At 63.8% G+C, this 14553-nt stretch carries 6 protein-coding genes; 5 read left to right on the top strand and 1 reads right to left on the bottom strand.

Annotation, left to right across the window (positions count from 1 at the left end):
- Nucleotides 1-446: 446 nt before the first annotated feature.
- The 5 genes from AC3DE2_RS18505 to AC3DE2_RS18485 all read left to right on the top strand — a co-directional run bounded on the left by AC3DE2_RS18505 (nucleotide 447) and on the right by AC3DE2_RS18485 (nucleotide 12465).
- Nucleotides 447-662: a helix-turn-helix transcriptional regulator gene (locus tag AC3DE2_RS18505; RefSeq protein ID WP_203322824.1), complete on the top strand. Its 216-nt coding sequence runs from the start codon at nucleotides 447-449 to the stop codon at nucleotides 660-662.
- Between the two features lie 272 nt (nucleotides 663-934).
- Complete coding sequence (locus tag AC3DE2_RS18500) at nucleotides 935-5041, top strand: DUF7507 domain-containing protein (RefSeq protein WP_488427347.1); 4107 nt, start codon at nucleotides 935-937, stop codon at nucleotides 5039-5041.
- Between the two features lie 20 nt (nucleotides 5042-5061).
- Nucleotides 5062-8790 (top strand): hypothetical protein, encoded by a 3729-nt coding sequence (locus tag AC3DE2_RS18495; RefSeq protein ID WP_488427346.1) that lies wholly within the window; start codon nucleotides 5062-5064, stop codon nucleotides 8788-8790.
- Between the two features lie 115 nt (nucleotides 8791-8905).
- Nucleotides 8906-11722 (top strand): right-handed parallel beta-helix repeat-containing protein, encoded by a 2817-nt coding sequence (locus AC3DE2_RS18490; protein ID WP_295383199.1) that lies wholly within the window; start codon nucleotides 8906-8908, stop codon nucleotides 11720-11722.
- Nucleotides 11723-12243: 521 nt separating this feature from the next.
- Nucleotides 12244-12465: a helix-turn-helix transcriptional regulator gene (locus tag AC3DE2_RS18485; RefSeq protein WP_203322820.1), complete on the top strand. Its 222-nt coding sequence runs from the start codon at nucleotides 12244-12246 to the stop codon at nucleotides 12463-12465.
- A 1115-nt stretch (nucleotides 12466-13580) separates the two neighbouring features.
- Here AC3DE2_RS18485 and AC3DE2_RS18480 read toward each other — a convergent pair.
- Nucleotides 13581-14465 (bottom strand): LysR family transcriptional regulator, encoded by an 885-nt coding sequence (locus tag AC3DE2_RS18480; protein ID WP_488427345.1) that lies wholly within the window; start codon nucleotides 14463-14465, stop codon nucleotides 13581-13583.
- Nucleotides 14466-14553: the final 88 nt, after the last annotated feature.

Below are 14553 nucleotides of genomic sequence, written 5' to 3'. Positions count from 1 at the left end.
CTTGCCTTCTGCCGGCGCTAGTTGGTCGGAGGTAGGGAGGTGGGAGCCATTCTGCGTTTCCAAGAGCTACGGGGATACCGTCTGCTTTCAGCAGACGGCAAGGGTGCAAGCGTGGGAATCCTGTGGACCCGGTGCCGGGGATGTCCGCAGATTGATTGTTGTGGCGGACCGAAGTGGGCGCCATGCAAGGCAACTGCGTGGGCGGGATGGTGGATATTGGTCGCAAAGGGTGATGGCCAACACGATTTTGCTCCCCTCATTGGGGTTTCCCAGCGGTTCCTTGCTAAGGGCTGCGCGCAAATACGGTTGAGGAGTTCACACGCGAAATCCTGGTGTCTTCGTCTCGACAAGGAGATTTGCCCGTCGTCGCACACGGAGGTAGGGAGGGAGGGCTGATGCTGCGTTGCTGGAGGGAACCTTGATCGGGGGCGGGGACGATGGAAGACATGGCGGCGCGCATCCGCATCGCGCGCCTGCGGGCGGAAATGACGCAAAGTCAGTTGGCGGAGCGGATTGGGGTGACGCGCAGCGCGGTTTCCAACTGGGAAATCAGCTCACGTCCCAAGCCCAACGTCGCCAACCTAGCTTCCATCGCGATAGAAACGAATGTTTCGTTTGAGTGGATCGCCTTTGGCCGTGGGGATATCGAACTAAAGGTGTGAGTCGATGGCTTTGTGACTTCCAATCACAAGGTGCGACCCGCAGAAAATTTCTGTGCTTGGGGCGATGCGATTTATCAGTGTTGCCGGCTCCTGGGTCAAGGGGAGGGGCCCAGGAGCCGATTTTCAACTTTTCTTGTGCGACGCCTGCATGGCGCATCGCAGGTGTGTAACGGACTGGACGCCAAGCCTGGGGGTCGTTCTGCGTGTCGCCTAATTCCAAATTCATGCTGTGGTCGCGCCGAATTTCATCGTGTGCGTTCGCGGGCTGGCTCATGCTTGCCGTCGCGTCGGCGTTCGCCCAGACGGCAAGCAATACGGTTACGTTGGCCCCGCCAACGGGGGTGATCGATCCCGTATGCGACGTTGGGAATCCGCTTTGCAATAGCGCGACGGATACCGACACGGTCCTGTACGGGATCACACTGGGCAAGCAATGGTCAGGCGGGGTTGCCGGCAACACGGTGGCCCTGACCATGGGTGGCGCGGATGTCGTCAACGCGACGGCAGGGAGTTCCACCGCGCCCGGCACGACCACACTGGCGACCGCCAATGCGCCCGGCGGCACCTCGATCACCCTCACGGAGGCCTTTTCCACCGGCAACGTGGCCGCTCATGTGGTCACGTTGGTGTGCAACGGCACGTCCGTACCGGTGACGGTCAATACCGGCGCCAATGCCGCAACGGCGACTTTCACCACCCCAGCCACCGGCGCGGTCGCCTGCGAATACACGAATACCGCGCTGAGCCAGGCGCTGACGAAGGCGATGACCAACAACGCCGACGGCGACAACAGCGGAACGGTGAGTTTGGGTGACGTGCTGACCTATACGGTCACCGTAACCAACACCAGCGTCACCGGCAACCTGGCCAACGTGGTGGTGAGCGACAGCAAGATCACGCCCGGCACGATCACCTGCACCAGCGTGGCACCGGGGGCGACCTGCGTGCTGGCGGGCACCTATACGGTGACCGCGGCGGACGTGACGGCGGGCAGCATCAGCAACACCGCGACCGCGACCAGCCCGGCCTGCCCGGTGGGCAGCACGGGCCCGGCGTGCAGCACGACCGTGGTGACCTCGACGACCGCGATGAGCCAGACACTGACGAAGGCGCTGACCGGCAATGCCGATGGCGACAACAGCGGCACGGTCAGCCTGGGCGACGCGCTGACCTATACGATCACCATGACCAACACCAGCGCCACCGGCAACCTGACCAACGTGGTGGTGAGCGACAGCAAGATCACGCCGGGCACGACTACCTGCGCCAGCGTAGCGCCGGGCGCGACCTGCGTGCTGGTGGGCACCTATACGGTGACAGTGGCGGACGTGACCGCGGGCAACATCCGCAATATCGCGACCGCGACCAGCCCGGTCTGCACGGTGGGCAGCACCGGTCCGGGGTGCACAACGACCACCGATACGCCGACCGCGCATCGGGTCATCGATGCCACGGGAGACGCCTATACGGACATCAGCGGTGCGACAGGCAATTCCAATGCGGGCAACGCCTACACCGAGAACGACACGTTGAACAACCAGCCGGTGAATCCGGCTGACATCGTCGGCGCGGTGACGACGCCGGCGACGCCAATCAACGGTAGTCCGGTACCGGTGCTTGATCCGGCCACGGGCGTGGTGAGTGTGCCGGCGGGTACATCGGCGGGTACCTATTCGATCACGTACCGGATCTGCGAGAGAGTGGATCCGACGAACTGCGATACGGCAATCATCACAGTGACCGTGATCGCGGCGACGATCGATGCGGTGGACGACAGTTCGCCGTCGATAAACGGCAGCACGGGTGGCACGACGCCGTCGGTGTTGATCAACGACACACTGAACGGCCAGCCGGTGAATCCGTCTGACGTGACGCTGACGCCAGGAACCAGCCCGAATCCGGGCTTGACGATGAATCCGGACGGCACCATCACGGTGGCGCCGGGAACGCCAGCGGGTACGTACACGTATCCCTACCAGATCTGCGAAGTGCTGAACCCGGCCAACTGCGATAGCGCCAACGCCACCGTGGTGGTGGGGGCGGCTCCCATCGTGGCCAACGATGACACGTACTCCGGCATCAATGGCGCGACCGGCAATGCCGACGCGGGCAACGCGTACACCAACGATACGTTGAACGGTCAGCCGATCACGGATGTGTCCCTGATCACGGGTACGGTGACGACGCCGGCGACGCCGATCAACGGTGGCCCGGTGCCTGCGCTGGATACGATCACAGGTGTGGTAGGCGTGTCGCCGGGGACGCCGGCGGGCGCCTACGCGATTACGTATCAGATCTGCGAGAGGTTGAACGCGACCAACTGCGACACCGCCATCATCACGGTGACGGTGGTCGCACCGGTCATCAATGCATTGGACGATACGCCGGAACCGATCAGCACCGGGGCAGGTGGCGTCACGCCCAGCGTGTTGGTCAACGACACGCTGAATGGAAGTCCGGTCGCGTCCATCGCCGTCACCCTGGTTCCGGGCGCTCGTCCGCACCCGGGTCTGACGATGAACCCGGACGGCACCATCACGGTGGCGCCCGGTACGCCGATGGGCACCTACACCTATCCGTACACGATCTGCGACAGGGTCAACCCGACCAACTGCGATACGGCGGTGGCCACGCTGACCGTCGTGGGTCAGGCACAACTGCGCCTGGTTAAGACCGCCGGGGTCCGCGAAGCCAGGATCGGCGATTTGATCCGTTTCACCATCACGGCTGAGAACGTGGGCGACGCCGATCTGGTCAACGGCTATCTCGTTGATACGGCGCCGGCGGGCTTCACTTACGTGGAAGGTACGTTGTCGGTGGTCGATGGTGACAACGCGGCCACCGTGTCCGGTCAGAGCCCGGTCCGGTTCGGCGGCCTGGATATCGGCGTCGGCGAAACCGCGACGCTGGTCTACCTGATGCGCGTTGGCGCGGGCGTCCGCCCTGGGACTCATGTCAACCAGGCTCAGGGTTACTCGCTGACGGATCGACCCATCTCCAACGTGGCGACCGCCGAAGTCACCTTGGTCGCGGACCCCTTGGTGGACAACAGCCTGATACTCGGCACCGTGTTCGACGACCGCGATGGTGATGGCTGGCAGGACAGCGCGGCGCTGAGTGGGGTCCGCGTGCAGGGCGGCTTCAACCCGTCCGCCTACGTGCTCAACTCGACCACGATCGATCGCGGCACGGGCCCGCAGCCCGAGTCCGATGCGAGCGCGCCGATGCTGCACGGCATTACCGTAGGCACGATCGATGGCCGCCAGTCGGTGGCCGATCCGGAGAGCGCGCACCAAGCGGTGATCCGACAGACACTCAGCTCGCCAGATTTCACCGACGACTTCGTGCTGACCAGCGCGCAGGGCGTGACCGTACGCATGGACAAGGCGGGCAACACGACGGTCGAGAAGTCCGGTGAAGCAGCCAAGGGACTGAATGCGGCGGCGCCGAAGGTCGAGCGCAGGATTGCGCGGAGCGCGCACGGCTACGTGGTGGATTACATTCTCTCCAACGTCGGCGTCGACGAGCGCGGCATTCCGGGGGCGCGCATCGCGTCGGTGGAAGGCCTGTTGATCGAGACCGATCAGTTCGGGCGTTATCACCTGCCGGATACGTTCGGTGGTGCCGATCGCGGCCGTAACTTCATCCTGAAGGTGGATCCGACCACCTTGCCGGCCGGTACCGGGTTCACCACTGACAATCCGTTGCTGCGTCGCCTGGTGCCGGGCTTGCCGGTGCGCTTCGACTTCGGCGTGAAGCTGCCGGTTGAGCAGATCCCGGGCGGCAGCGAGCAGATCGAGCTAGAGATGGGTCAGGTGTTCTTTGCCCCGGGCAGCGCCGACGTGCGTATCGAGTTCCTGCCCGCCATCGACAGGATGGCGAACAAGGTCGAGCAGTACCAGGGCGGCGAGGTGGTCATTGCCGCCAACGGCGAGACCGACGCGCTGGCGTTCGACCGGGCCATGGCGGTGAAGGTCGCCTTGATGGGCAAGCTCGGCGCCGAGTCGGCCAAGGCATTGAAGATAAGCGCGCGCACCCATGTCGATGATCCGGACTCGCTGCTGGTCGGTGTGGAAGACGGTGGCGCCCTTCTGGGCACCGTGCTGTTCGACACCGACAAGTCAGTGGTCCGGCCCGAGTTCGAGCCGTTGTTGGACAAGGTCGCGGCGGCGCTGGAAAAGATGGGCGGCGGCCAGATTGGCATCGTCGGCCATACCGACGTGCGCGCCTCGCGCGAATACAACATCGCCCTGGGCCTGCGCCGGTCCAACGCGGTGTACGAGGCATTGACCAAACGCCTGAGCCCGGAGGTGCGAGCCAAGGTCCGTGTGGAAGTGAATGACGATCCGACCGCCGCTGTCGGCGCGAAGCGGAAGTGAGGGGGACGCGGATCATGCAGATGAAAATGAAGCTGCTGGATTACACGCTGATTGGCGTCCTGGCGGGCATGACGCCGCTGGCCGGTGCGCAGGAAGCGGACACGCGGACGCAGCCGCCGCAGGACAAGGCGGAGGGCACGGCCCAACTGCTCGAATGCACCGATGAATCCTGCGCTTCGCAGGAGGGCCTGCTGTTTCGCCTGCGTACCCGCAGCTACGACAAGCCGGTCACCCAGGGCACGGGCAAGCAATCCTCATCGGCGGAACTGCAGCCGGATCGCCGCGTGACCGTGGCGATCGAGCAGCCGGGCAAGGCGGTCGCGCTGGGGAAATTCTCGATCCCGCTGCCCGGCGGCGGCGCGATCTGGGCGACCGAAGACCCGACGCTGGGTGACGCATCGTTGACCGTTTCGGCGCCGTCACTGGTGCCGTTCGATGGCCAGGCGATCGTCCAGCCGGTGCAGTTCTATGTGCGCAGCAACTACTCGGCATTCGTGCAGCGCTACGAGCTGTATGTGTACCGTGCGGCAGACGCGGACCTGATCGAGCCGATCGCCACGCTGCCGCTGAAGGTCGGCAACGTCGCCAACTACGAATGGGACGGAAAACTGCCGGCGAAGTATCCATTCCGCCAGGGAGACGAGCTGGTCTACGTGCTGCGCGCCTACGACGCGCAAGGCAACTTCGACGAGACGTTCCCGAACAGGTTCCAACTGGTCAAACCGGAGGAGTTCGAGCGCGGCGCCAGGCTGCTGCGCGACAGCAGCCAGAGAACCCTGGGCACATCGATGAGCGTCGAACAGGCGCAGGCCCGGAGCCTGATCGACGCGGCGTTCGCGCAGAACGGCCTGCGTCAGCAGAACATCCCGTTGTACGGTTCGCGCATCCGCATCCAGGGCCGCAATCTGCCCGGCCAGACGCAGCTGCGGATCAACGGTGAAAGCTATCCGGTCGACATGGAGCGCAAGTTCGTCGCCGAGTACCTGGTGCCGGTGGGCAGCCACCGCTTCGATATCGTGGTTGGCGAAGGGTCCACCGCCGAAGGAGCGACACACGATGCCAGGAATGGCGTCGCATCGCATACGCTGAACGTGGACGTCACCGGGAAGTACTTCTTTGGCGTCGGTCTGGCCGACGTGACTGTCGAGAAGAACAAGGTCAGCGGTTCACCGGCGTTGTCCGTCACCGACGTTCGCTACGACGACGACGTGATCAGCGACGGCCGCCTGGCGTTCTACGGCAAGGCCAAGTGGGGAGGGAAGTACTTGGTCACCGCGCAGGCGGACACCACCGAGAAGGATCTCGAGCATCTGTTCGATGGCTTCGGCCAGGCATATCCGCAGGACATCTTCCGCCGCCTCGATCCAGACCTGTACTACCCGGTATACGGCGACGACTCTACGGTGTATCGCGATGTGGACACCATGGGCCGCTTCTACCTGCGTGTGGACTGGGACAAGAACCAGGCACTGTGGGGCAACTACCAGACCGGCATCACCGGGACCGAGTACGCGCAATACGTGCGCTCGCTGTATGGCGCGGCCTTCAACTGGCGCTCGCGCGGCACCAATCCCTGGGGTGACCCGAAGAGCGAGTTGCGACTGTTCGGCTCCGAGGCGCAGAGCGCGCCGGGGCACAACGAGTTCATCGGCACCGGCGGCAGCCTGTACTACCTGCGCCACACCGACATCCTGCCGGGATCGGACGTGGTCGTGCTGGAGGTGCGGGACCCGACCACCGGCCGCGTCGAGCACCGCGCCACGCTGGCCCGTGGCGCCGATTATGAGATCGACGAACTGCAGGGCCGCGTCCTGCTGACCCGGCCGCTGTCGCAGATCACCCGCGACAACGTGTCCACGCTGACGCGCGACACCCCGCTGGACGGGTTCGAGCAGCGCCTGCTGGTGGACTACGAATTCATCCCGTCCGGGTTCGATCCCGACGACATCGCCGCCGGCCTGCGCGGCAAGCAATGGTTCGGCGATCATGTCGCCGTCGGCGCCACCTACGTGGACGAGAACCGCGCCGGCGAGGACTACACCATCGCCGGCGGCGATCTGACCCTGCAGGCGGGCAAGGGCACCTACCTCAAGGCGGAATACACGCAGACCGAATCGTCCGCCGCACCGATATTCTTCTCCGACAACGGTGGCCTCAGCTTCAGTCAGATCAATGACGCCGCTGGCCGCCGCGAAGGCGATGCCAGGGCGATCGAAGCGCGGGCCAATTTCAAGGAACTGGGCTGGGTCGAACAGGACTGGAGCGCGGGCACCTGGTGGCGCAAGGTCGGTGCCGGCTACTCGACCGGCCGCTACGGCAGCGGTGAGGAGATTACCGAGTACGGGGCCGAAGTGCTGGGGCAGTTCACGCCGGACGTCGGCGTGTACGCGCGATTCACCAAGGCCGAGCGCGGCGATGAAAGCCTGACCCAGGCCCAGCTGAGCGGCGAGTGGCGCATCGACGAAGCCAGCACGCTCAGCGGCGAGTTGCGTCGCGTCGAGGAGCAGCGCGTGGGCGGCGATGCCGCCGGCACGCTGGCCGCCCTCAAGTACGCACAGCGCCTCGGCACCCGCCTGGACCTGTACGGGCAGGCCCAGCTCACCGTGGACGACGATGGTGGCCGCTATGCCGACAACGATCTGTACACGCTGGGCGCCAAATACCTGTTCAACGGCCTGTCCAGCGTGGGCGCGGAAGTCAGCAGCGGTGACCGCGGTGACGCGGCCACGGTCAACGCCGAATACCGGCTCGATCCCGAACACACGATCTACGGCAGCTACACCTACAGTACCGATACCACCGAGTACGACCCGCTGTTCAACCCCAACCGGCAGACGGGCTGGACCTTGGGCCAGCGCTGGCGCCTGTCCCATCAGGTCAACCTGTTCAACGAGAGCCAGATGCTGAAGGGGCGCGGCGAATCGGGCCTGGCGCACACCTTTGGTATGGATTTCTATCCGGCGCAGGGTTGGAACACGGGCTTCACCCTGATGAAGGGCGACCTGACCCACGTGGACGGCGGGCAGGTGCGGCGCAAGGCGGTCAGTCTCAATGGCGGCCGCACCTCGCCGGCCATCGATTGGCAGAGCAAGATCGAGTGGCGCAAGGACACCGGCGCCGAGCGGCGCGAGCAGTGGGTCAGCACCCACCGCCTGACCCGGAAGATCAACGATAGCTGGCGCATCGCCGCAAGGCTGAACTATTCGAAGACCACCGATGAGGTGGATGCGGCGGCCGGCGCGAAGTTCATCGAAGGCAACTTCGGCTTCGCTTATCGTCCGTGGAACAGCGTGCGCTGGGGCTTGTTCGGGCGCTACACCTATCTGTACGACCTGGCCACGCTGGGACAGGTAGGTGGCGCGGACTACGACCAGAAAACCCAGGTGGTATCGCTGGAGGGCACGTACAAGGTGACCGCGCAGTGGGAGTTCGCCGCAAAGGTGGCACGCCGCGAAGGCGAGGTGCGCCATGGTCGCAATGCCGGCAACTGGGCCGACTCGACCACGAACTTCGCCGCGGTTTCGGCGCGCTACGACCTGGCCGGGCAGTGGCACGCACTGGCGGCGTATCGCTGGCTGGACGTGAAGCGCGGTGGCAGCACGGGCGGCGCGCTGATCGGGCTGGACCGTGACATCGGCAAGAACTTCCGTATCGGCGTTGGCTACAGCTTCACCGATTTCAGCGATGACCTGACCGACTTCGACAACGACCACAAGGGCTGGTTCATCAACCTGACGGGCCGGTATTGATTCGGCGGCGGTTCACGGCACGAACGCGGCAGGCGCAAGCCGACGGCCATTTCCAGTACGAAGCGTTTCGTCAAAGGTAGTGGGGTTGGCATTTCATGGCAAAAACAGAAAACTCATGCGTGCATTCATGATGCCTATCAAAATCTCGAAGGTCCTACTGATCGCTTTGGCGCTGTTCTCCTTTCGCGCCCAGGCGGATACCTATACGGTGACCACGCTGGGCGATGCGGCGGGGTCATGCACGGGCGTCAGCCCAAGCTTCAGCTGTACCACGCTGCGCGCGGCCATTGACGAGGCCAATGCCACCACGGGGGTGGCTGACACCATCGTGTTCAGTGTGTCAGGCGCCATCGTGCTGGGTTCGACGCTTCCCGGTGTCATTGATACCGTGATCATCAACGGCGGCAATGTCGTCAGTCTTGCGGGTGGACCTTTCGACACCTTGAATTTTGAAGATTCGGGAGCCGACGACAGCCAGCTCCTGAACATGGGGTTCACCGGGACCACCAGCCCCGCCAGCACGGTGCGTATCAATACTGTCTCGAACATGCTGGTTCAAGGAAACACATTCGTCATGGGCGTGACGACGGGTAGTGCCATCCTGGTGCGTGATAGCGACAACGTCACCACTAACGGCAATCAGGTTACCGGCGGCGTCTACAGTATCAATTATTACAACACCGCCAGCTCGCCCTACCTCGCGAACCCAGCTTACAACGGCACCATCACCAACAACACGGTCACGGGTGGAACTTCCGGCATCGTACTTTTCACGGCTGACAACATATTGGTTGACGGCAACAACATCACCAATAGCACGGGTATCGGCATCCGGTTGGGCATGCAGTTCGACGGCCCCTACGGAGCCAGCAACAACATCATCACCAACAACACAGTGAGTGGTGGAGGCGGCCCTGGCGTCTCCGTCACCGGTTACGGCGGTGGCGCCCAGATGGGCGTATTCAACAACAATCTCATCCAGGGAAACACGATCACCAATAACTCCGGGTCCGGCGTGCTGCTTCCCAGCGCGACCCTGGCTCAGATCAACGGCAACGTCATCACCGGAAACATCATCACAGACAACCGAGGCGACGGCGTAAACATCACCGGCGTTAATGCTGCAAACAACATCGTATACGCCAACACGAACATCTCCGGGAATCTGGGATTGGGCATCGACCTGGCCAACAACGGTGTGACTCCGAACGATGCCGGTGACGTGGATACCGGCCCCAACGGTGTGCAGAACTTTCCGGTGGTCACCGGCGTTTCGGGCAACACCGTCAAATTCGTTCTCGATACCGTCGCAAACCCCAACGGTTATCGAATCGATTTCTACAACAACCCCGGTGGCGTGGATCCGACCGGCTACGGCGAGGGCCAGGTCTGGTTAGGGTCGTGCATCGTCGCCAGTCCCAGCGCCACCGTTCCCAGCAGCTGCAGTGTCGCGAGCGTGGACGCCGCCACCCTGCGCATGACCGCGACCCGCTGCCTGACCGCGGCCTGCGATTCTGGCGCGACCTCCGAATTCAATGGTCCGTCCACTACTAACCTGACCATCACCAAGACCGACGGACAGGCGACGTATGTCTCCGGACAAAGTCTGATCTATACGATCGTGGCGACCAACAATGGCAACGTCACGGTCAGCGATGCGGTCTTCACCGACCCGGTGGTGACCGGCCTGTCGGTGAACGCCGTGACCTGTGGAAACGCCACGCTCGGTTCGCAGTGCCCGGCCGCAGCCAACACCACCGTGGCGCTGATGCAGGGCCCGGGCATCGTCGTTCCCCTGCTAACCCAAGGTGGCAGCGTCACCTTCACGGTCACGGCGACAGCCACGGCCACAAGCGGCAGCCTGACCAACACGGCCGTCCTGGCTGTGCCGGCCGGCGTGACCGAGTCGACCCCGGCCGACAATACCGCCAATGACACGGACGTGCAGAGCGGCAGCATCACCATCGTCAAGGACGCGCTGCCCGACGACGCGCAGGACTTCGCCTTCGTCACCACGGGCCTGGGCTTGAGCGACTTCAGCCTGGACGATGACGCCGACGCCGCCTTGCCGAACACCCGGACGTTCATCGGCTTGGCCGCGGGCAGTTACAGCGTGGCCGAAACGGCAGTGGCTGGCTGGACCTTGACTGGCCTGATCTGCGCCGACCCGGACAGCGGTACCACGGTGAACCTGGGCACGGGCGTGGCCACCATCGACCTGGACGCGGGCGAGAACATCAACTGCACCTACACCAACAGCAAGCAGGCCATCGTGCGTCTGCAGAAGTCGCTGCCCGGCGGTCGTTTCAATACCACGGACCAGTTCACCTTGGGCATTGCCGGTATGGGGGCGCCCGCGCCCGTCACGACCGGCGGCAGCGGCGGCACGGCAACCGGGATGGTGACGGTGGGGGTGGCGACCCTCGGCGCGACCTACACCCTGTCGGAGTCGGCCGCGGCTGGAGCGGATCTGGCGAATTACGCCACCACCTACAGCTGCATCAATGCCGCCTCGGGTGGGCAAACCCCGGCCGGCAGCGGCACCAGTTTCAGCGTGACGCCGGTGGCGGGCGACGACCTGACCTGCAGCTTCATCAATACGCGGAAGCCGAAGGCGGATTTGTCGGTCACCAAGACCAATACGGCCTCGTCAGGGCCGGACGACCTGGCCAACGATACGGTGACCAGCGGCACTGCGACGAGCTATACGATCGTGGTGAGCAACGCGGGTCCGGACGCGGCGGATGGCGCGCTTGTCCGCGATACGGTCAGCGGGCTGAACTGTACGGCGGTGAGCTGCGGCGGGGCGACGGGGGGCGCGATATGCCCGTCCGCGCTGGATGTGAGTACCCTGCAGGGGCCCGGTGTGGCCATCCCCACATTTCCGGCCAACAGCAGCGTCACCTTCATCGTTACCTGCAGCGTGCCGTAGGCGTGCGGCGATGATGCACCGGCCGATGACGGCGCTGCTGGCCGTCCATGCGGGAGGTGGCGAACCCGGTCGTCGGCCGCGCTTGCCGGCCGCGCGGCTGGAAATCCGAACGTATTGATCTCTTCAGGGAGCGGGTGGCGCGAAGCGGGATCGGATGCGGGGATAAGACCCCGGGCGGCGGATGAGGCGCGATGCGGGAATGCGCGCTTTTCCTTCACGGTCTGGCGGGACAAGCGAAGGACCTTCCGGATAACGCGTCGAGCGGTCACCCGTCCGCGCGCATCCTTGCACGCGCGTGTCGCCGTCGTATGGCCATTTCCCGCAATCAGTCGTGGCGGCCGATCGTGGATTCGGACGGCTGCAAGGCGGCATGGCGCTTCTCGTCTCCGCTGGGGACCTTCTACGCAAACGCAGGCGGCCATCCCTGAATGACTCATTCCTGTCGCCCGCGAAGGGAGGTAGGGAGGCAGGGGCCAGTCCGCGTTTAACTCCAGAAGAGAACTCGGCGGAGACGAAAAACCATGGACATGGCGACGCGTGTGCGTGTGGCGCGCCAGCGTGCGGGGATGACACAAAGTCAGCTGGCGGAACGGATTGGCGTATCGCGCGGTGCGGTCGCCAATTGGGAGGTCAGCCAACGTCCCAAGCCAAGTGCAAGCAATCTGGTGGAAGTGGCGACCACGACAGAGGTCTCGGTTGAATGGCTGGCGACCGGTCGCGGCGAGATCGCGCTTCCCAGATGAACGAGGCAATCGGTTCCAAGGCATGGTGATTGTCAATCACGAAATGTCACGCACGGATTTTTTCGCGATTCGCCGTCGTTACGCTTTCCCGTTAGTCAGTTGTCGAGTCCGAGCCCACCATCTTTTTCGCGGCCGGTTCCAACTCGTCGATCAATCTCCATAGAAGCGATTTCAATGAGCGCCAATTCATGTGGTCAGGCGATGCGTTCACCGGGTGTCTACGTATGCAACGGGTCGCCGTCACGCGGGCAACGGAATGCGCCAACGCGCGGCGGCCCGTCCTGCGACTGGCCGGCACTCTGGCCCCGATTCGGCAAGCGGAGAATCAAGTGAAAATCCGCGCCGCCCTGTTGGGGTTCGTGTTTCCGTGCCTGGTGGAATCCAGCTGCCCCCCGTTGCCCCAGGACGCGCGCGGCTTGCCGGAGTTGACGGATCACGGCTGCTTGCAAAGCGCCGAGGGCAGGCAGGACATTCCCGTGGTCCCGAGAAGCAGCGCCACTTTCGGTTAGACGGGGATGCCGAGTGGCGGAAATCCGTTCCCGGCACGATGCGGCATGCGGAGAAGCCCGGAACCCGGCATTCCCTGGTCCATAGGGGCTCGTCGAGCACATGCGGACGAACCGAGTGGCAATGATCCGGCCGATGACACGCGGAGCTGTCGCATCCAGCTGCTGGCGAACCGCAGCGACAGGCAGGATGCCGGAATCCGGGCGGTGGGAAACCGAACGAACAAGGAAGTGGGTAAGCCCACTTCGAACCCCCATCTGCCCGCTCCCGGAAAGCCGCCCCCCAAATCAGAATAGACAAGACGCGTCAGGCCCTGCAGCCGTCGATTGACCAGTAGCCCCACCGGAATTTCGTCCTTGGCCGCGCCAGAGGGGCCTGGGGCCCGTTCTGACCATCCGCGTCTTTCGCATCTGACCTTGGTCAACTTATGCGAGAACGCAAAAGCAACTTATGCGCTAAAGCCCACCGTCAGTTGTGCGATCAACCATAGTTTGTCCGTAATGGCCAAACTATCACGGACGTCCGAAAACACTGTCCGCCTCACTGGATCACAGTAGGTTTGTGCCTGGCGGATGTCCGCTTCCGACCCTAAGCGGACATTTTCGCTATTACATCCGCAGCGCATCCACGACCAGCGAAAACGCCGGCGAGTGCTGGCGTCGGCTCGGGTAGTAAAGGTGGTATCCCGAGAACGGCGGACACCAGTCCTGGAGGACGCGCACTAAGCGACCTTCTTCGATGTGAGGCGCAAATTCTTCCTCCGGTAGGAACGCGATGCCCGCGCCGCCGAGGGCTGCCAGCACGATATGCGGCGAGGTATTGAAGATCGCCTGGCCCTGGACACGCACGTTCACTTGTCGGCCGCGGCGCTCGAATTCCCAGACGTACACGCCGCCGGAAGGGAAACGGATGTTGATGCAATTGTGTCGCGTCAGGTCCTCGGGAACCTTTGGCGCGGGATGCTTGGCGAAGTAGGCAGGCGATGCCACAGCCGCCATACGCAGCTTGGGACTGATCGGTATCGCGATCATATCCTTGTCGATGCTCTCGCCCAGACGCACACCGGCATCGAAGCGGTCGGCGACGATGTCGCGGAGCCCATAGCTGACGTCGAATTCGATGCGGATGTCCGGATAGTGATCCATCACCGGCATGAGCTTGGGCAACAGGATCGTGCGCAGAACCCAGTCGCCGCAGGTGATGCGTACCGACCCCGCGGGTTTGTCCCGCAGTTCGGTCAGGGCGTCCAGTTCCGCCTCGATCTCGTCGAATCGATTGCCGATGGCCTGAAGCAGTCGTTCGCCGGCTGGCGTCGCCGACACGCTGCGCGTGGTGCGGGTCAGCAGGCGGATCTCCAGCCGCTCTTCCAGGGCCTTGATGGCTTGGCTCAGTGCCGACTGGGATACCCCCAGCACCGCGCCGGCGCGGGTGAAGCTCCCTTCCCGGGCAACGGTGACGAAGGTCAGCAGGTCATTAAGGTTGCGTCGCGCCATGGGCCTAGTCTGGCACGGCCAATTAATTAGTAAAGCTAATATGGTCTAAAAGCATTAATCCACTAATCAAGCGAATCGCGCGAGGGGA

This window comes from Pseudoxanthomonas sp. 68-E7, from assembly GCF_057773145.1.
This window is presented reverse-complemented; position numbering and strand designations above follow the sequence as displayed.